The 19,191-nt window shown below is 68.7% G+C and carries 16 protein-coding genes; 7 read left to right on the top strand and 9 right to left on the bottom strand.

All coding sequences use genetic code 11. From position 1 onward, the window contains the following. The first annotated feature begins 44 nt into the window (after window positions 1–44). Window positions 45–980 carry a LysR family transcriptional regulator gene (locus L1081_RS03225; RefSeq protein ID WP_489415166.1) on the top strand — a complete coding sequence of 312 codons (936 nt, stop codon included), beginning with the start codon at window positions 45–47 and terminating at the stop codon, window positions 978–980. On the opposite strand, the gene L1081_RS03220 is transcribed toward L1081_RS03225, so the two are convergent. Next, entirely contained in the window at window positions 977–1,879 is a 903-nt protein-coding gene (locus tag L1081_RS03220) for a helix-turn-helix domain-containing protein (RefSeq protein ID WP_489416854.1), read from the bottom strand. The genes L1081_RS03225 and L1081_RS03220 overlap by 4 nt on opposite strands. 212 nt (window positions 1,880–2,091) lie before the next feature. Here L1081_RS03220 and L1081_RS03215 point away from each other — a divergent pair, with 212 nt between their 5' ends. Next, window positions 2,092–2,883: a fumarylacetoacetate hydrolase family protein gene (locus L1081_RS03215; protein WP_489415165.1), complete on the top strand. Its 792-nt coding sequence runs from the start codon at window positions 2,092–2,094 to the stop codon at window positions 2,881–2,883. 12 nt (window positions 2,884–2,895) lie between these two features. Here L1081_RS03215 and pmbA read toward each other — a convergent pair whose 3' ends face one another. Further along, window positions 2,896–4,266 (bottom strand): metalloprotease PmbA, encoded by a 1,371-nt coding sequence (gene pmbA / locus L1081_RS03210; RefSeq protein ID WP_489415164.1) that lies wholly within the window; start codon window positions 4,264–4,266, stop codon window positions 2,896–2,898. A gap of 107 nt (window positions 4,267–4,373) precedes the next feature. On the opposite strand from pmbA, the gene yjgA reads away from it, so the two are divergent. Both yjgA and mog read left to right on the top strand, forming a co-directional pair. After that, on the top strand, window positions 4,374–5,030 hold the full coding sequence (yjgA, locus tag L1081_RS03205; RefSeq protein ID WP_012748648.1) for a ribosome biogenesis factor YjgA: 657 nt from the start codon (window positions 4,374–4,376) through the stop codon (window positions 5,028–5,030). A gap of 44 nt (window positions 5,031–5,074) precedes the next feature. Further along, on the top strand, window positions 5,075–5,659 hold the full coding sequence (gene mog, locus L1081_RS03200) for a molybdopterin adenylyltransferase (RefSeq protein ID WP_489415163.1): 585 nt from the start codon (window positions 5,075–5,077) through the stop codon (window positions 5,657–5,659). On the opposite strand, the gene L1081_RS03195 is transcribed toward mog, so the two are convergent. From L1081_RS03195 to czcI, 4 genes are all read right to left on the bottom strand, one after another. Continuing rightward, window positions 5,649–8,825 (bottom strand): CusA/CzcA family heavy metal efflux RND transporter, encoded by a 3,177-nt coding sequence (locus tag L1081_RS03195; protein WP_489415162.1) that lies wholly within the window; start codon window positions 8,823–8,825, stop codon window positions 5,649–5,651. The two genes, mog and L1081_RS03195, sit on opposite strands and share 11 nt — an antisense overlap. 9 nt (window positions 8,826–8,834) lie before the next feature. Beyond that, entirely contained in the window at window positions 8,835–10,154 is a 1,320-nt protein-coding gene (locus tag L1081_RS03190) for an efflux RND transporter periplasmic adaptor subunit (protein WP_489415161.1), read from the bottom strand. Window positions 10,155–10,171: 17 nt separating this feature from the next. After that, window positions 10,172–11,497, bottom strand: coding sequence for a TolC family protein (locus tag L1081_RS03185; protein WP_489415160.1), 1,326 nt, complete (start codon window positions 11,495–11,497; stop codon window positions 10,172–10,174). A 101-nt stretch (window positions 11,498–11,598) separates the two neighbouring features. Next, window positions 11,599–11,973 carry a cation efflux protein, CzcI family gene (gene czcI / locus L1081_RS03180; protein WP_489415159.1) on the bottom strand — a complete coding sequence of 125 codons (375 nt, stop codon included), beginning with the start codon at window positions 11,971–11,973 and terminating at the stop codon, window positions 11,599–11,601. Window positions 11,974–12,134: 161 nt separating this feature from the next. Here czcI and L1081_RS03175 point away from each other — a divergent pair, with 161 nt between their 5' ends. Both L1081_RS03175 and L1081_RS03170 read left to right on the top strand, forming a co-directional pair. Further along, the gene (locus tag L1081_RS03175) at window positions 12,135–12,812 is read left to right on the top strand and encodes a heavy metal response regulator transcription factor (protein WP_062366367.1); all 678 of its coding nucleotides are present in this window, start codon (window positions 12,135–12,137) and stop codon (window positions 12,810–12,812) included. Next, window positions 12,809–14,140: a heavy metal sensor histidine kinase gene (locus L1081_RS03170; RefSeq protein WP_489415158.1), complete on the top strand. Its 1,332-nt coding sequence runs from the start codon at window positions 12,809–12,811 to the stop codon at window positions 14,138–14,140. Before L1081_RS03175 ends, L1081_RS03170 begins: the two co-directional genes overlap by 4 nt. Window positions 14,141–14,144: 4 nt before the next feature. Here L1081_RS03170 and L1081_RS03165 read toward each other — a convergent pair whose 3' ends face one another. Both L1081_RS03165 and L1081_RS03160 read right to left on the bottom strand, forming a co-directional pair. Further along, window positions 14,145–15,419: a cation:proton antiporter domain-containing protein gene (locus L1081_RS03165; RefSeq protein ID WP_489415157.1), complete on the bottom strand. Its 1,275-nt coding sequence runs from the start codon at window positions 15,417–15,419 to the stop codon at window positions 14,145–14,147. Between the two features lie 88 nt (window positions 15,420–15,507). Then, window positions 15,508–17,784, bottom strand: coding sequence for a heavy metal translocating P-type ATPase (locus tag L1081_RS03160; RefSeq protein ID WP_489415156.1), 2,277 nt, complete (start codon window positions 17,782–17,784; stop codon window positions 15,508–15,510). A gap of 68 nt (window positions 17,785–17,852) precedes the next feature. Between L1081_RS03160 and cadR the strand changes: the two genes are divergently transcribed. After that, window positions 17,853–18,326 carry a Cd(II)/Pb(II)-responsive transcriptional regulator gene (gene cadR, locus L1081_RS03155; RefSeq protein ID WP_489415155.1) on the top strand — a complete coding sequence of 158 codons (474 nt, stop codon included), beginning with the start codon at window positions 17,853–17,855 and terminating at the stop codon, window positions 18,324–18,326. Between the two features lie 25 nt (window positions 18,327–18,351). Here cadR and cysE read toward each other — a convergent pair whose 3' ends face one another. Then, on the bottom strand, window positions 18,352–19,122 hold the full coding sequence (cysE, locus tag L1081_RS03150; RefSeq protein ID WP_489415154.1) for a serine O-acetyltransferase: 771 nt from the start codon (window positions 19,120–19,122) through the stop codon (window positions 18,352–18,354). Window positions 19,123–19,191: the final 69 nt, after the last annotated feature.

Raw genomic sequence — 19,191 nt, 5'->3', positions numbered from 1 at the left:
AATCCATGCATTGGCTGCTATGGCTCTCGCATAGGATCGGCGGCATGCCGGCGCCGACACTGCAACACCTCACGCCGCGGCTCAAGCTGCGCCACTTCGCCCTTCTCGCGGAGCTCGAGCGCCAGCGCTCGGTCAGCCGCGCGGCGCAGCACCTCGGCCTGAGCCAGCCCACCGTCACGCGCGCGCTGGGCGAGATCGAGAACATCTTCATGACGCCGCTGTTCACCCGCGGCCGGCGCGGCCTGGAGCCCACGGCCGCGGGCCTGCTGGTGCTGGCGCGGGCGCGGCTTGCGCTTTCCGATGCGCAATCGCTGGGCCAGGACCTGGCAGCGCTCGGCACGGGGCTGCAGGGGCGGCTGCGCATCGGTGTCATCCCTTTTCTTTCGCGCGTCACGCAGGACGCCCTCTGGCAGCACCTGCTGGCGGTGCGGCCGCGCCTGGGCTTCGTGGTCGAAGAGGCCACGACCCATGCGCTCGTGCAGGCCGTGCGGGCGCGCACGCTGGACTGCGCGATCTGCCGCTTCACGCCGGCCAGCGCCGAAGCCGGGCTGGCGCAGCAGTTTCTCTACAAGCAGGAGCCGCGCCTCGTGGTGTCGCGCACGGCCGCCCAGCGGCTGCTGCGGCGTGGGCTCGACTGGGAGGCCTTCGTGTCCCTGCACTGGATCTTCCCGCCGGCGGACACGCCGATCCGCCAGATGATCCATTCGATCTTCGCCTCGGCCGGGCAGCCGGTGCCGGTGCCCCTGCTGGAGGCCTACGCGCACAAAACGCTGGTGTCGGTACTGCGGCACATGCCCGACGCGATCACCATCCTGCCCGACGACATTGCGCAGGAGGTGGCCGATGCGAGCGGCGCCCGCGTGATGCCCCAGCGCCTGCAGTGGAACCTGCCGCCGGTGGGCGTGGTGCGGCTGCAGGATGCGGCCAATGCCGCCATCGTGGATGCGATGACCGAAGCGCTTCGCAGCGCGCGGCCCTAGCGGCTCGAAAGCGCCTGCGTGGCCCTGGCCAGCCCGGCATCGGCCTGGCTGCGGAACTGCCGCGGCGTGACGCCGTTGTGCAGCCTGAAGCGACGGCTGAAGTAGACCGCGTCGCCGAAGCCGCACTGCCGCGCGATGTCGCCGATGCGGGCGTTCGAGGTCAACAGCAGCTCCTTCGCGCGCTCGAGGCGCCGTTCGGTCACCAGTTCGGTGAAGGTGCGCTGGGTCTGCTTCTTGAGCAGGTGCGCAAGGTAGTTGGGCGAGAGCATGGCAGCTGCCGCGGCATCGTTGAGCGACATCTCCTCGCCCAGGTGCTCTCGCACATAGCGCATCACGCGCTGCAGCGCATCGTTGCCCGCGCTGCGGCCGCTCTGCAGCGCTGCCTGGGCGACCAGCGGCGCCTCGTGCCGGCGGCAGGCGAGCGCCATGAGCTGCAGCAGGATGCCGCGGATCGCGCCCACGGCGCCGAAGCGTCGCTCCCGGTTCAGCACGGCGAGCTCATCGAGCCATCCGAGGATGCGCGCGAAATCGGCATCGCCGAAGTGAAAGTCCATGTATTCCTGGAACAGGAAGGGCGCGAGCTCGGGCTGGCGCGCAGCCGGCAACTCCTCCAGGTCGAGCGCCTCGACCGCCAGCTCGGGCCAGAGAAAGCCCTGGTCGAAATTCACGATGGCATAGCGCGCCCCGGGCGGATGCGGCACCACATGCACGCGATAAGGCAGCACGAAGCTCAGGTGCCCCGCGGTGAACGGCCGCACCGCGCCGCCGATCACCTGCTGCGAGCCGCCGTGGATGCTGACCTGGATCTGGAAATACTCGTGGCGGTGCGGCCGCGCCAGCACGTCGCGCGCGCCTTCGAAGCGAATGTCGAAGTCGAGGTGGTTCGCGCGCTCCTGCATGCCGTAGAGGCGCAGGCTGCTGGATGGAAGGGCCGACATGGCGCGATGGTAAGCCTCTGACCAGGGCTGGGCCTGCAGGCGGCCCGGTGTTGCTTGCGTCCTGTTTTTGCGTAGATGCGTACGCAAGCGCCGCCGCGGCGCACTCCAGAATGGCCCGGCTGGCTGCGGCCGGCCTTCATCGCCTTTCATCAAAGATCCAGGAGACAAAGACCATGTCCAATTCACGACGCGGCCTGCTGGCCGGCTCCGCCGCCGTGGCCGCCAGCGCCATGGCCGGCTGTGCGCTGCCAGCCGGCGCATCGCGCTCGGCGCCAACGCCCTTCACGGTCGCGCAGACCACGGTGCCGATCGTCGGCAGCGAGCAGGCGTTTCCGGTGCGCCGCATCTACTGCATCGGCCGCAACTATGCGGCCCACGCGCGCGAGATGGGTTCCGACCCCAACCGTGAACCGCCCTTCTTCTTCCAGAAACCAGCGGACGCGATCCAGGTCGTCACGCCCGGCACCGTGGCCGACCATCCCTACCCGTCGCTCACGAAGAACTACCACTACGAGGTGGAACTGGTGGTCGCACTCGGCAAGGGCGGACGCAACATCGCAGCGGCGGATGCGCTGGGCCTGGTCTACGGCTACTCGCTCGGCCTGGACATGACCCGGCGCGACCTTCAGCGCGAGATGGGCGACCAGAAGAAGCCCTGGGAAATCGGCAAGAGCTTCGACCATTCGGCGCCTATCGGGCCGATCCATCCGGTGGCCAAGGTCGGCCACTACACCGACGGCGCGATCTGGCTCAAAGTGAACGGCCAGACCAGGCAGAACGCCACGCTCAAGCACATGATCTGGTCGGTGGCGGAGCAGATCAGCCGCCTGTCGCAGGCTTTCGAGCTGATGCCCGGCGACATCATCTATTCGGGCACGCCCGAGAACGTGGGTCCGGTGGTGCGCGGCGATGTGATCGAGATCCACATCGACGGCCTGCCGAACCTGTCGGTGCGCATCGTCTGACGCGTCGGCCGGCTAGCTGCCGGCCACCTTCATGCGGTTGACCAGCACCGAGCCCGTGGTCTTGGCGCCGAAGGTGTAGGCATCGGCGCCGATGGCCTCGATGCCCATCAGCATGTCTTTCAGGTTGCCGGCAATGGTGATCTCGTGCACCGGGAAGGCGATGCGGCCCTTCTCGACCCAGAAGCCGCTCGCGCCGCGCGAGTAGTCGCCGGTCACGTAGTTCACGCCCTGTCCCATCAGCTCGATCACGAAGAGGCCGGTGCCGAGCTTGGCGAGCATGGCGTCGAGGTCGTCGCCCGGCTTGGTGAGGCGCGAGCTCAGGATCAGGTTGTGCGAGCCGCCGGCGTTGCCGGTGGTCTTCATGCCGAGCTTGCGCGCGGAATAGGTCGAGAGGAAGTAGCCTTCGAGCCGGCCCGCATCCACCACCTTGCGCGCACGGGTCACCACGCCTTCGTCGTCGAAGGGCGAGCTGCCCTTGCCGCGCAGGACGTGCGGGTCTTCAGCCACGTCGACGTGCTTCGGCAGCACCGGTTTGCCGAGTGAATCGAGCAGGAAAGTGCTCTTGCGGTACAGCGCCCCGCCGCTCACCGCCTGCACCAGCCCGCCCAGGAGGCCCACGGCCAGCGGCGACTCGAACAGCACCGGACATTCGGTGGTCTTGATCTTGCGCGACTTGAGCCGGCTCAGCGCCCGTTCGGCGGCATAGCGGCCCACCGCCTGCGGGCTGGCCAGTTCGTCGGCCGAGCGCATGGAGCTGTACCAGGAGTCGCGCTGCATGTCGTCGCCCTTGCCGGCGATGGGCGCGACCGACATCGAATGCCGCGAGCTGGCGTAGCCGCCGCGGAAACCGTGGGTGTGGGCGCTGAAAAAGTGGCTCTGCTGGGCCGAGACGCCCGCGCCTTCGCTGTTGGTGATGCGCTTGTCGGTCGAGAGCGCCGCCTCTTCGCATTCGAGCGCGAGCTTGGCCGCTTGCTCGCTGGTCACGCTCCAGGGATGGAACAGGTCGAGCTCGGGGTGCTCCTTGGCAATATCCTCTTCGTCGGGAAGGCCGCTGACCGGGTCTTCGGCGGTGAAGCGGGCAATGTCGTAAGCCGCCTGCACGGTCTGGGCGATGGCGGCTTCGGAGAAGTCGGAGGTGCTGGCATTGCCGCGGCGGTGGCCCACGTAGACCGTGATGCCCAGCGACTTGTCGCGGTTGCGCTCCACGTTCTCGAGCTCGCCCTTGCGGACCGAGACGCTGAGGCCGCAGCCCTCGGAGGCCTCGGCGCCGGCATCGGTTGCACCGAGCTTCTTGGCGTGGGCCAAGGCCGTGTCGACCAGGTTTTCGAAGAAGGAGCGGCTGTAGGCGAAGCCGGAATCGGCGCGCGAGGAAGATGTCGTCATGTGGTGGCTATGATACTTGCGCCCCCCATATCCCGTTTTGCCCCCCGGCTTCCCACTGCGCATTGCACGCGTTGCAACGCCGCACGGTGCGGCCCAGAATCCACCCCATGTCCCGCAAACCCAAAAAAGGCTATTTCGTCCGTGGCCAGTTCGTAGCCGAAGGCAGCGAGCTCGACCTCGAGCTCAAGCGCGAGCTCAAGGGCACCGACGAAGCCAGCCGCACCGATCTCAAGCGCGAAAGCGATGAACTGCAAAAGCTCGGCACCGAGCTGCTGGGCCTGCGCGCCGGCCTGTTCGACGCGCTCCCGCTGGGCGAAAAACTGGTCGACGCCGTCGCCGAAGCCAAGCGCATCACCAATTTCGAGGGCAAGCGGCGGCAGATGCAGTTCATCGGCAAGCTGATGCGCAAGCTCGAACCCGAAGTACTCGAAGCCGTGAAGCTCGCCCTGACCGAGCAGAACAGCGTGCCCGCAGCCGAAACCGCCGCGCTGCACGAGGCCGAACGCTGGCGCGACCGGCTGATTGCCGACGACGACGCGCTGGGCGGCTGGATCGAAACCCACCCCGCCACCGATTCGCAGCAGCTGCGCGCCCTGGTGCGCCAGGCCCGCAAGGATCTGAAGGCCGGGCCGGCCGGCGAGGCACCGCGCCAGGGCAAGGCCTATCGCGAGATCTTCCAGCTGGTGCGCGCGCAGCTCGCGGTGCACGGCGGTGCGGACCATGCGGCCGCCGCGGCCGCGCAGGACCGGGAAGAGGACGCATGAGTGCCCCGTCTTTCTCCCCTCCCCTCCCGGGGAGGAGCAACACCATGACCACACCCGACTCCGTCCGCATCGGCATCGTCTCCATCAGCGACCGCGCCTCCAGCGGCACCTACGAGGACAAGGGCCTGCCCTCGCTGCAGGCCTGGCTCGGCCGCGCGCTGAAGAACCCGATCGATTTCGAGGCCCGGCTGATTCCCGACGAAGCGGCCCTCATCAGCGCCACGCTGATCGAGCTGGTGAACGCCGGCTGCTCGCTGGTGCTGACCACCGGCGGCACCGGCCCGGCCCTGCGCGACGTCACGCCCGAGGCCACCCTGGCCGTGGCCCACAAGGAAATGCCCGGCTTCGGCGAGCAGATGCGCCAGATCAGCCTGCGCTTCGTGCCCACCGCGATCCTGTCGCGCCAGGTGGCGGTGATCCGCGACAAGAGCCTGATCATCAACCTGCCGGGGCAGCCGAAGTCGATCGCGGAAACGCTCGAAGGACTCAAGGACACCGAAGGCGTGCAGGCCGTGCCCGGCATCTTCGCGGCAGTGCCCTACTGCATCGACCTGATCGGCGGGCCGTACCTGGAGACCGACGACACGGTCTGCAAGGCGTTCCGGCCGAAGTCGGCCATCAGGCGCTGAGCGGGCCGGCCTCCTCATGATCATCCTCATCGCGCCGGTGCGCCATGCGATAGAGCAGCGGCAGCACCAGCAGCGTCAGCACGGTCGATGACAGGATGCCGCCGATCACCACCGTGGCCAGCGGCCGCTGCACCTCGGCGCCGGTGCCTGTGGCGATGGCCATCGGCACGAAGCCCAGCGACGCGACCAGCGCGGTCATCAGCACCGGCCGCAGCCGGGTGAGCGCGCCTTCGCGGATCGCCGCGTCGAGCGGCAGCCCGCCTTCGCGCAGCTTGCGGATGAACGAGATCATCACCAGCCCGTTGAGCACAGCCACACCCGACAGCGCAATGAAGCCCACCGCCGCCGAGATCGACAGCGGAATGCCGCGCAGCCACAGCGCGACGATGCCGCCCGTGAGCGCGAACGGAATGCCGGTGAACACCAGCAGCCCATCCTTCAGGTTGCCGAACATCGCGAACAGCAGCGTGAACACCAGCAGCAGCGACACCGGCACCACCACCTGCAACCGCTCGGCGGCCGAGGCCAGGTTCTCGTACTGGCCGCCCCAGGCCGTCCAGTAGCCCGGCGGAATGCGCACCTTGCGCATTGCTTCCTCGGCCTCGGCCACGAAGGAGCCGAGGTCGCGCCCGCGCACATTGGCGCTCACCACGATGCGGCGCTTGCCGTCTTCGCGGCTCACCTGGTTCGGGCCCGGCGCAAGCTCCAGCGTGGCGACTTCGCCGAGCGGGATGAAGCTGGCGCGCTGCGCCTCGGCACCAGCCGCCCTGGGCAGGGCCAAAGGCAGGCGCTTGATTGCCTCCAGGTCGGTGCGCAGGTTCTCGGGCAGCCGCACGATGATGCCGAAGCGCCGGTCGCCGTCGAACAGCGTGCCTGCCTCGCGGCCGCCCACCGCAATGGAGACCGCGTCCTGCACGTCGCCCACGTTGAGGCCGTAGCGCGTGGTCTTTCCGCGGTCGATGTTCACCGTGAGCATCGGCAGGCCGGTGGTCTGCTCGACCTTCACTTCGGCGGCGCCGGAGATCCGGCCCAGGGTTTGCGACACCTCCGCCGCCGTCTTGTTGAGCACCTCCATGTCGTCGCCGAAGATCTTCACGGCCACGTCGCTGCGCACGCCCGAGATCAGCTCGTTGAAGCGCAGCTGGATCGGCTGCGAGAACTCGTAGTTGTTGCCCGGCAGCTTCTCGACTTCTTCCCGCACCGCGGCCAGCAGCTCGTCGCGCGTGCGCCGCGGCTCGGGCCACTCGCTCTCCGGCTTGAGCATGATGTAGCCGTCGGAGATGTTCGGCGGCATCGGGTCCGACGCGATCTCGGCCGTGCCGGTACGCGCGAACACGCGCTCGATCTCCGGAAACTTCGCCTTCAGCGTGCGTTCGATCTGCTTTTGCATCTCGACCGACTGCGTGAGGCTGGTGCCCGGAATGCGCAGCGCCTGGATGGCGAAGTCGCCTTCGCCGAGGCTCGGCACGAACTCCGTGCCCAGGCGCGTTGCCAGCAGGCCCGAGAGCAGCACCGCCACCACCGCCGTGGCGATGACCAGCGGCCTGGCCGCCATCGCGCGCGCCAGCAGCGGCTCGTAGCCGCGCCGGGCCCACTGCATCAGGCGGTTCTCCTTCTCGCTCACCCTGTTGCCGATGAAGAGCGCCACGGCCGCGGGAATGAAGGTGATCGACAGGATCATCGCGCCCAGCAGCGCGATCACCACGGTGAAGGCCATCGGGTGGAACAGCTTGCCCTCCACGCCCGCGAGCGCAAAGATCGGCAGGTACACGACCATGATGATCAGCTGCCCGAACAGCAGCGGCCGCCGCGCCTCCTGCGAGGCCGCGAACACCTCGTGGAAGCGCTCGCTGCGCGTCAGTGCCCGCCCATGCCTGGCCTGCGCGTGCGCGAGGCGCCGCACGCAGTTCTCCACGATCACCACCGCGCCGTCGATGATGATGCCGAAGTCCAGCGCGCCCAGGCTCATGAGGTTGGCGCTGACCTTCTGGTTCACCATGCCGGTGAAGGTGAAGAGCATCGACAGCGGAATCACCAGCGCGGTGATCAGCGCCGCGCGCATGTTGCCGAGGAACAGGAACAGCACCGCAATCACCAGCACCGCGCCCTCGAACAGGTTCTTCTTCACCGTGGCAATGGCCTTGTCGACCAGCACCGTGCGGTCGTACACGGTGACGGCCTTCACGCCCACGGGCAGCGTGCGGTTGATCTGCTGCATCTTCTTGTCGACCGCCTGCGAGACGGTGCGGCTGTTCTCGCCGATCAGCATGAACACCGTGCCCAGCACCACCTCGCGGCCGTTGTCGGTGGCCGCTCCGGTGCGCAGCTCCTGGCCGATGCCGACCTCGGCCACGTCCTGCACCCGCAGCGGAATGCCTCCGGCACTGGCGCTGGAGTTCGCGAGGATCACGTTGCCGATGTCCTCCACCGACTTCACTTGGCCCGGCGCGCGGATCAGGTACTGCTCGCCGCGCTTCTCGATGTAGCCCGCACCCACGTTGGCGTTGTTGCGCTCCAGCGCGGTGACCAGGTCGGTCATCGCGAGGCCGTGCGCCAGCAGCTTGGCAGGGTCGGGCGCGATCCGGAACTCCTTGGCGTGGCCGCCGATGGAATTGATCTCGGTCACGCCCTTCACGTTGCGCAGCTGCGGCTTGATGATCCAGTCCTGGATCTCGCGCAGGTCGGTGGGCGTGTAGGGTGTTCCGTCGGCCTTCTTCGCGCCCTCTTCGGCCTCCACGGTCCAGAGATAGATTTCGCCCAGCCCGGTCGATATCGGCCCGATCACCGGCGAGATGCCGCCGGGCATGCGCTCGCGCGCCGACTGGATGCGCTCGTTCACGAGCTGCCGCGCAAAGTAGATGTCGGTACCGTCCTCGAAGATCACCGTCACCTGCGAAAGGCCGTAGCGCGACAGAGACCGGGTCTGCTGCAGCCCCGGCAGGCCGGCCATCACCGTCTCGATGGGATAGGTCACGCGCTGCTCGGCCTCGAGCGGCGAATAGCCGGGCGCGGCAGTGTTGATCTGCACCTGCACGTTGGTGATGTCGGGCACCGCGTCGATCGGCAGCTTCTGGTAGCTGAAGACGCCGAGGGCCGCCATGCCCAGTACGGCCAGCAACACCAGCCAGCGCTGCTCGATGGAAAACCGGATGATTCGTTCGAACATGCGGCGTCCTCAGTGGGTGTGCGTGGCAGAGCTCTTGCCCTGCTGCGACTTCACGACGAAGCTGCCGCTCGCGGCATGGGCCGTGCCGGGCGCGAGGCCGCTCAGGACCTCGATGCGCCGGCCGTCGCTGCGGCCGGTCTGCACGTGCTGCGGCAGGAAGCCGCCGGGCACCTTGAGGAAGACGGTGGGCTTGTCTTCCACCGTCTGCACCGCGTCGGCCGAAACCGTCACCGCGGCCTCCGCTTCGGACGAGACGAGGTCCACATTCACGAACAGCCCGGGCCGCCAGATGCGCTGCGGATTCGTCACCGTGACGCGTGCCGTGGCGGTGCGCGTCTGCGCGCCGATCAGCGAGCCCACGTAGGACACCGTGCCGCTGGCCGCCTGCTCGAATGCGCTGGAGCGGATGCTCACCGGCTCGCCGATGCGCACCAGGTTCAGGTTGTTCGCGGCCACGCTGATCTCGGCCCACACGGTCGAGAGGTCGGAAATGGTGAAGACGCTGGCGTCTTCCTTCACCGATTCGCCGAGCGAGATGTGCTTCTCGACCACCATGCCGTCGAAGGGCGCGCGCAGCTCATAGCGGCCAAGAACCGAAGAGGCGGGCGCGGCGCCCAGCGCCAGCAGCTTCTGGTTCGCATTGGCCACGGCGATCTGCGCTTCCTGCATGGCCTGCTGCGCCTGCAGGTAGTCCTGCTGGGCCGAGATCTTTTCTTCCCAGAGCTTCTTCTCGCGCTGGTAGGTGCTGCGGGCCAGCTCGAGCCGGCGCTCTGCCGACCGAAGCTCGCTGCGCTGCTCCGAAAGCATCGGGCTCGAGAGCACCGCCAGCACCTGTCCGCGCTTCACCTCCTGCCCGAGGTTGGCCGGCACGCTCTCGACCACGCCCGCCACGCGCGGCACCACGTGGGCCGTGCGGTCTTCGTTGAACTTGATCTCGCCGGGCAGTTGCAGCGACGATTGGATGCGCGCCGGGCCGGCGCTTTCGATGGCGACGCCGGCGGCCTGGATCTGCGCGTCGGTGAAGGCGATCGTCTTCTCTGTCTTCTCTGTCTTCTCTTTTTCCTCGTTGTGCTCCTCGCCGGCATGGCCCCTGGCTTCGCCGTGACCGTGGCCGTGGTCCTCCTTGCCCTCGGCCTTGCCTTCCTCATGGTGCTCGCCATCGGCATGCCCCTCGGCTTCCGAATGCCCGGCGGCTTCGGGCGCGGGCGGCGCGGTGCGCAGAATCATCGCGCCTACGCCGAGGCCCATCGCCAGCACGACCGCGATGGCCATCCACTGCTTCCCGCCGACGCGTTCGGCGAAAGACTTGCGTTCTTCTTCCGTGTTCATGATTGATGCATTCCTTGTCAGCGCGCGGCGGGTGCCGCATCAGGGGTTTCTTCTTCGCCGCCGGTGCCGAGCAGCCGGTCGAGCTCGGCGGCCGCGCGGTGCGCGGCCGCCGCGGCCAGCAGGTGCTGGTTGCGCACCTGGAACAGCGTGCGCTGCGCATCGAGCGCCTCGAGAAAGCTGAACTTGCCGAGCTCGAAGCCCCTGGCGGCGGCCTTGTAGGCGGCTTCGGCGCCGGGCAGTGCATCGCGCTGCAGCGTCTGGGCAGTGGCGCGCGCCGAGCGCAGTTGCTCGGTGGCCCGCGCCGCGTCGGCGCCCAGTTGCAGTTCGGCCGCGGCGAGTTCGTCGCGCGCCTTTTCCTCGCGGCTCAGCGCCTCGGCCACATTGCCGCGGTTGGTGTCGAAGATCGGCAGCGGCACCGACAGGCCCACCACGACCTGGTTGCGGCCGCTGCCGCTGCCCATGCCCTCATCGGCCGGCACGCGCTTGGCGCCCAGCGACACCGTGACGTCGGGCACGCGCCGGGCCTGCTCCAGGTCCGACAGCGCCTGGCGCCGCTCGACTTCGAGCCGCGCCAGACGCAGCACCGGCGCCGCGGAGAGCCGGCCCTCCACATCCGCAGCAGCATCAGCCGGCAGCCGGTCGAGCGCGCCGTCCGCCTGCGTGAAGCGCGGGTTCGGGTTGCCCCAGAGCGCGGCCAATTGCTGGCGCGCCGACCGCAGCGCGCCTTCGGCCTGCAGCAGTTCGACGCGGATGCCGGCCTCGGCCACGCGCGCGCGGCTTTCTTCCAGCGGCGAGACCTTGCCGGCCGCCACGCGGTTGACGGCGGCGCGGGTGGCCGCCTCCGCAAGCCCGACCGAGTCCTGCGCCAGGCGCAAGCGCTCCTGCGCGGCCAGCACCTCGAAGAACAGCGTGATCGCCGATGCGCGCAGTTCGGAGCGCCGCGCGAGCAGTGCCGAGGCGGCCTGGTCGCGCGCGCGCTCGGCCGCCGTCACGCGGGCGGCGCGCTTGCCGCCCAGTTCGATGGGCTGGCTCAGCTGCAGCGTGGTGGTGCGGTTGCCGCGGCGCAGGTCTTCCACCTGCGCGTCGAACACCGGATTGGGCCAGGCACCGGCCTGCAGCACGGCCGCATCGCTGGCCGCGCGCTCGCGCGAGGCGGACGAAAGCCCCGGGTTGAAGCGCAGTGCGAGCGCGAGCGCGCTGCGCAGGTCCAGCGGGCCGGCGGGCTCCGCCGTTGCCGCGGCCGCGTGCCGGATCGGCGAAGGGTTGGAACCGGCAGCGGCTGGTGAAAATGCCGGGGGTACCGCCAAGGCCATGACGGCCAGCGGCACGAAGAGCGTGCGCATCGAATTCTCCTGGGTTGCAAAACAACGGGCAGACGAATTCGGCGAGAGCTCAGCGGCTGATGTCGGGTATCAGGGATGTGGGTGCTTGTTCTCTCGCCGAATCAAAGGGCGAGAGGCCACGCAGGAGGCACGGGCACTTCGGAGATGTGCGAGATGAAATGTTCGGCGGTCACGGCGCGCAGCGCCTGCGCCATTGGCTGCAGCGCATGCGCGCGATCGGAAGCCGACGGCAGGTGTTGGGCCTGGCCCAGGTGGCAGGCGGCGCAATCGCCGAGGGCGGTGTTGGGCTGGTTGCCGGGGCTGTTCTGCGCGTCGTCGGTGCGGGAGCTGCCCGCGCTGCGGTCCGGCTCGTGCTCGTGATGACCCCAGTGGCGCGGCTGGGCATCGCGCTCGTGCTGGCAATAGGCGGCCGATGCCGCCCAGCTGAACTGGAACGGCAGCAGAAGCAGCAGGAAGATCGGAAGCCAGCGGCGCATGGAGCAAAAAGTATATCGGCGGCACGTGGCATGCCGGTCTGCAATGCCCCTGCGGTTTGCAGGTTGCGCGCAATGTAAGACGAGCGCGCCGGGCTTTGTCCGTCGCCGGGATTACGAATTCGTAACCTCCACGGGCCCCGTCCCATCGTTAACATCCGTCGATGCGAATTCTGGTCATTGAAGACGAGCCCAAGCTGGGCGACTACCTGAAGAAGGGCCTGGAAGAGAACGGCTACGTGGTCGACATCGCGCGCGACGGCATCGAAGGCCGCTACCTCGCCACCGAGGGCGACTACGCACTGATCCTGCTCGACGTGATGCTCCCCGGCATCGACGGCTTCGCGGTGCTGCAGGCGATCCGGCGCACCAGCAACGTGCCAGTGCTGGTGCTCACCGCGCGCGACAAGGTCGAGGACCGGGTCAACGGCCTGCAGCAAGGCGCCGACGACTACCTCGTCAAGCCCTTTTCCTTTTCCGAGCTGCTGGCGCGCATCCAGGCGCTGCTGCGCCGCGGCAAGCCGCAGGAGTCCACCGTGCTGCGGCTGGCCGACCTGGAGCTCGACCTGGCCAGCCGCAAGTGCTTTCGCAACCGCACGCGGCTGGACCTCACGGCCAAGGAGTTCACGCTGCTGGTGGTGCTGCTGCGCCGCCGCGGCCAGATACTTTCGCGCAGCACGCTGGCCGAGCAGGTGTGGGAGATGAACTTCGACAGCGACACCAACGTGGTCGAAGTGGCCATCCGCCGGCTGCGCAGCAAGATCGACGATCCCTTCGACGTCAAGCTGCTGCACACGGTGCGCGGCATGGGCTACGTGCTCGAGGATCGTTCCTGGTCGTGAGCCCGGCACGGCCGCATTCGATCCGCAACCGGCTCACCTCCTGGTTCGCCGCGCAGGCCTTCTTCTGCCTCAGCGTGGCCTGCCTCGCGGTCTACCTGGTGACGGCATGGAGCTTCGGCGAAAAGCAGGACGGCGAGCTCGACCACAAGGCGCAGCTGGTGCGGCACCTGCTCGAGGAAGGCGAGAAGGACGGCGATCTTTCGTTCCTGCGCCACAAGCTCGAGGACTTCTTCTCGCTGCAGGACGACGTGAGGCTCTCGATTGCGCGGCAGTCCGACGGCAGCGTGTTCTTCCGCTCCGAACCGCCTGCGGGCGGGCGCTGGATCCAGCGCGACTTCGTGCACACGTGGGGCCAGGCAGCCGGCGGCACGCCGCTTTCGATCCGCATCGGCATCGACGTTGCAAGGGACGTGGTGCTGCTGCGCCGCCTTGCATGGACGCTGCTTGCGGCCGCCGTGCTGGGCACGCTGCTGGTGTCGCTGACCGGCGCGCACCTGGTGCGGCGCGGGCTGCGGCCGCTGGAGGCGCTGGCCGAGCGCACCGCCGCATTGACGCCGGACCACATCAACCAGCCCGTCGATGCATCGGCGTTCGCGCGCGAACTGCACCCGTGGATCACACAGTTCAATGCCCTGCTCCTGCGCGTGCAGAAGGCCTATGTACAGCTCGAATCGTTCAATGCCGACGTCGCGCACGAGCTGCGCACGCCGCTCGCCAACCTGATCGGCTCCACCGAGCTCGCGCTGTCGCGCCCGCGGCCGAACGACGAGCTGCAGGCCGTTCTCGCCTCCAATCTCGAGGAAGTCGGCAGGCTCTCGGGCATCGTGACCGACATGCTCTTTCTCTCGCAGGCCGAACGCGGTGCGCCGCTGCGCGTGAAGGCCGGCACGAGCCTGGCCGCGCAGGCGCGCGACGTGATCGACTTCCACGAAGCCATGCTCGAAGAGGCCGGACTCGCGGCCACGGTCACCGGCGAGGCCGTGGCCGACGTCGATGCCTCCCTGGTGCGGCGTGCGCTTTCCAACCTGCTGGGCAATGCCATCCGCTTCGCAGCGCCGGCGTCGCGCATCGGCATCGAGATCGGCACTGGCCCGGACGAAACCACGCTCACCGTCGTGAACCGCGGCGAGCCGATCGCGGCCGAGACGCTGCCGCGCCTGTTCGAGCGCTTCTACCGGGCCGACCCCGCACGCGACGGGTCGGCGCGCCACCACGGCCTGGGGCTTTCGATCGTGGAGGCCATTGCGCGCATGCATGGCGGCCGCGTGTTCGCCTCCAGCGCGAACGGCGAGACCCGCATCGGGTTCACGGTGCCGCTCGCGCGCTGACGTGCTACGGCTTGGCGCGCGCCTGCGCTTCGGCCTCGGCCTTCTCGGCCACGGTGGAAGCCTTTGCGCGCCCTATCACCAGGTTGATCAGCGGCCCCGTCATCGCGGTGGTGACGAGCGCCATCACCAGCAGCATGGTGAACAGCTCGGGACCGATCAGCCCCACGTCGAGCCCGATCTTGATCACGATGAGTTCCATCAGGCCGCGCGCATTCATCAGCGAACCGGTGGCCAGGCTGTCGCGCCAGCTGTAGCCGGCCATGCGCGCCCCAGCCGCGCCGCCGGCGATCTTGCCGACGGTGGCAACGCCCACGATCAGCAGCATCGCACCCAGGCTCGCGCCGGAAAAGGCATTCGCCGTGGTGCCCAGCCCGGCGAGGGCGAAGAACAGCGGCATCAGCACGACGATGGAAATCGGCTCGATGCGTTCGCTCAGGGAGCGCAGCAGGCGGTCGTCGCGCGGCAGGCAGGCGCCGAACAGGAAGGCGCCGAACACCGCATGCAGGTGCAGCCATTCGGTCAGCAGCGCGGTGACCAGCAGGCCGATCATGAGCGAGGCCATCACCGTGGTCGAAGGCTCGCCATCGGGCGCCTTCACGCGCAGCAGCCAGGCAAAGGCCGGCTTCAGGCCGAAAAACAGCAAGGCAAGCATCACGACCACGCCGACCGTGATCTTGACGAGGCCCGCGTAGCCCTCGCCCGCGCCCACCAGGGCCACCACGAAGGCCAGCAGGATCCAGGCGAACACGTCGACCACCGCGGCGGCACTGAGCGAAAGCTGGCCGAAGGAGGTGCGTGTCATGCCGCGGTCCTTGAGGATGCGCGCCATGACCGGAAAGGCCGTGATGGAGAGCGCCGCCGCCATGAACAGCGCAAAGGGCCAGAAAGCGACGCCGGCCGGCGCGAGCGTGGGATACAGCGTCGGCGAGATCGCGAGGCCCAGCGCCAGCGGCACGATCACGCTGAGCACGCCCACGGCGCCCGCCGCCTTGAGCTGAGAGCGCATGTTCTGCGAGGCGCGCAGTTCCAGGCCAACGACGAACATGAACAGCACCAGTCCCACCGTCGAGAGCGACGAAAGGCCCTGCAGCAGGTCCTTGGAGAACAGCTGCGCGTGCAGCGACGGAAAGAGCGCGCCCATGACCGCCGGCCCGAGCATGAGCCCCGCGGCCATTTCGCCCACGACGCTGGGCTGGCCTACATGGCGAAGCACCCAGCCGCAGATGCGCGCAGTGGTGAGGATGACGACGAGCTGCAGCAGCAGTGAGGTGACGGACATGGACGAAACGGCGGTGACGGGTATCGCTCGATCTTAGTTCGCCGCGCGCCTGCCGCTGGAGAAGTGGGCGGCACGCTGGTGAGTTCCCTCAGTCGGTCTTCGGGGAGCGCATCAGCCGCAATCCGTTGGCCACCACCAGCAGGCTCGCGCCCATGTCGGCGAACACGGCCATCCACATGGTGGCGCTGCCGAACACCGCGAGCATGAAGAACACGGCCTTGATGCCGAGCGCCAGCGTGATGTTCTGCCACAGCACCGCATGCGCGCGGCGCGAGAGGCGAATGGTTTCGGGCAGGCGCCGCAGGTCGTCGTTCATGATGACCACGTCGGCCGCCTCCATGGCGGTGTCGGTGCCGGCGCCGCCCATCGCAAAGCCGATGTCGGCCTGCGCGAGCGCGGGTGCATCGTTGATGCCGTCGCCCGCCATGCCGGCCATGCCGTGGCGCTGCTGCAGCGCCTTGATGGCCTCGAGCTTCTCCTCGGGCAGCAGGTTGCCGCGCACGTCGTCGATGCCCGCGTGCATGCCGATTGCCCTGGCCGTGGCGGCGTTGTCGCCGGTCAGCATCACGGGCGTGACGCCCAGCGCGCGCAGCTCGGCCATGGCCGCCTTCGAAGACGGCTTGATGGTGTCGGCCACCGCGAACAGCGCCAGTACGGCCTGGCCGGAGGCCAGCAGCGTGACGGTGCGCCCAGCTTCCTCATGCTGCTTCAGCTCTGCCTCGAGCGCAGAGCTGCACAGCCCCCGCTCTTCGATCAGGCGGTGGTTGCCCAGCACATAGCTGCGGCCTTCGTGCTCGGCCTGCACGCCGCGTCCGGGCAAGGCCCTGAAGTCTCCGACCGGCTGGTGCTCGCGCTTCAGCCCGTCGGCAATGGCCTTCGACACCGGATGGTCGGAGCGGCCCGCGATGCTCGCGGCAATGGCGAAGATGGCGGCTTCGTCCGCCGCGGGATCGAGCAGGCGCGATGCGACCAGCTTCGGCTTGCCTTCGGTGATGGTGCCCGTCTTGTCGAGCGCCACGGCCTTGAGCTTGCGCGCCTCTTCGAGATAGGTACCGCCCTTGATCAGGATGCCGCGCCGCGCGGCCGAGGCCAGCGCGCTCACCACCGTGACGGGCGTCGAGATGACGAGCGCGCACGGGCATGCGATGACCAGCAGCACCAGCGCCTTGTAGATGGCCTCGGTCCAGCTCCAGCCCATGAGCCAGGGCGTGAGCAGCGCCACGGCAATGGCCAGCACGAAGACCGCGGGCGTGTAGACGGCCGCGAACCGGTCGACGAAGCGCTGCGTGGGCGCGCGCGTGCCCTGCGCTTCTTCGACCGCATGGATGATGCGGGCGAGCGTGGTGTTGGCCGCCACGGCGGTCACGCGGAATTCGAGCGCGGCCGCCTGGTTGATGGTGCCCGCGAACACCGGGTCTCCCACCGTCTTGTCGACCGGGATGCTCTCGCCCGTGACCGGCGCCTGGTCGATGGCGCTCGCGCCCTCGGTCACCACGCCGTCCAGCGGCACGCGTTCGCCGGGCCGGATGCGCACGACGGCATCGAGCGCCACCGCATCGGCCCTGGCCGTCTTCCAGCTGCCGTCGGGCTGCCTGACCTCGGCCAGCTCGGGCGCCAGCGCCAGGAGGCCCTGGATGGCGTTGCGGGCGCGGTCGACGGCGCGCGCCTCGATCAGCTCGGCAATGGCATAGAGCGCCATCACCATTGCGGCCTCGGGCCAGTGCCCGATCAGGAAGGCACCCGTGACTGCCGCGGCCATCAGCGCGTTGATGTTCAGGCGCCCGCGCAGCAGCGCGGCAAAGCCCTTCTTGTAGGTGTCGAGGCCGGCCAGCGCGATGGCTGCGAGCGCCAGCCCCATCTCCGCCGCCATGAACCCGGCGCCTTCCAGTGCGAGAAAGGAAACGGCCTCGGCCGCGATGGCCAGCGCCAGCGCGGCAATGAGGCGCACGAGGCCGCTGCCCATGCCCGCGATGCCCGCGGGGGCGGCGGCCTGCGCGCCGGCAGCCGGGCTGCTTGCCGCATCGTTCAGCGGTTCGGGCTTGAAGCCGGCCTTGCGGATGGCGTCGAGTGCACCGGGCAAGGCACCGTCGTCGGCCGTGATGGCCATCGTGCGGTCGCCGAGCCGAAAGCGCAGCCCTCGCACTCCCGCGACCGGTTCGAGCGCACGCCGGATCTCCGACTCTTCGACCGCGCAGTCCATCGTGGGAATGCGAAAAAGCAAGGCGCCCTTGGGGATGTCGGCAGCGGCCATGGCCACGGCCGGCGAGCCGCAGGCCGGGTTGCCGCAGCAAGCCGTTTCGGGAGCGGCCGGCGAATGGGGATGAGGATGCGGCGCCATCGGTTTCAGGGCATTCTGGTTCGTCATGAAGCCGATTGGAAACCCTGAAGCAGGTGTAGAGTCAAACGACTCCTCCACTTCATTCTTGCCGCATCATGAAAATCGGAGAACTGGCCAAGGCCGCGAACACGCCGGTCGAAACCATCCGGTACTACGAGCGCGAGCAGCTGCTGCCCGAGCCCGCGCGCACCGAAGGCAACTACCGCATCTACGACGACGAGCATGCGCAGCGCCTGGGCTTCATCCGCCGCTGCCGTTCGCTGGACATGACCCTCGACGAGATCCGCAGCCTGCTCAGGTTCCGCGACGCACCGGGGGAAGACTGCGGCGAGGTCAACCAGCTGCTGGACGACCACATCGGGCATGTGGCCGCGCGCATCCGAGAACTCAAGACGCTGGAGAAGCAGCTGAAGGCGCTGCGCCAGCAATGCTGCGGCGCCGAATCGGCGCGCAACTGCGGCATCCTGCAGGAGCTGGACACCGCCGCGCCCGCCACCGAGCCCTTCGGGCAGCACGCGGGGCATGTGCATGGGCCGCTGCACAACGCGGTGGCGAAGCGTTCAGCTTGAGGAACAAGAGGGCCCTCCAGCCCGGTCACTTCCCGACCAGCTGCGTCAGCTTCTCCGCCTCGAAGCTCTCGTCGCGCGCCGCATCGCAGGGCACGCAGTCCTTGGTGCCCGGCTGCGACGACAGCTTCTCGATGGCCTGCCACAGCAGCGCGATCTGGTGTTCCTGGCTCGCGGCACTGTCGATCAGCCCGCGCATCGCCAGGCTCAGCGGGTCGTCGTCCTGCGTGATGCCGTAGGCGGAGAACTTCTGCGGCGCGGCCACATCGGCGCTCTCGCCGGCCTTCGACGGGATGATGCGTGCGGGAATGCCCACCGCGGTCGCTCCTGCCGGCACCGGCTTGATGACCACCGCGTTGCTGCCGATCTTGGCGCCATCGCCGACGACGAAACCGCCCAGCACCTTGGCCCCCGCGCTCACCACCACGTTGCGCCCCAGCGTCGGATGGCGCTTGGTGCCCTTGTAGAGCGAGGTGCCGCCCAGCGTCACGCCCTGGTAGATGGTGCAGCCGTCGCCGATCTCGGCGGTCTCGCCCACCACCACGCCCATGGCATGGTCGAAGAACACCCGCTCGCCGATCTTCGCCGCCGGGTGGATCTCGATGCCCGTGAGCCCGCGCGCGATGTGCGCGATGAAGCGGGCCGGCCACTTGAAACCGTGCGTCCAACAGGCGTGCGCCCAGCGGTGCAGCACCACGGCATGGAAGCCGGGGTAGACCGTGATCACTTCCCAGGCGCTGCGCGCGGCCGGGTCGCGTTCGAGGATGCACCGGATGTCGGCGCGCAATCGAGAGAACATCGCAGCCTTTGTTGTCGTTATATCGATAGGGCCGCGAAGTCTAAGGCCGGCCGTCTTCGCGTATCGCCG

Origin of the sequence: Variovorax sp. MSC1_012, assembly GCF_023667525.1 — a bacterium.
Classification (GTDB): Bacteria; Pseudomonadota; Gammaproteobacteria; order Burkholderiales; family Burkholderiaceae_C; genus Variovorax; species Variovorax beijingensis_B.
The sequence above is the reverse complement of the archived record's forward strand: the minus strand, read 5'-3'. Positions and strand labels throughout refer to the sequence as shown.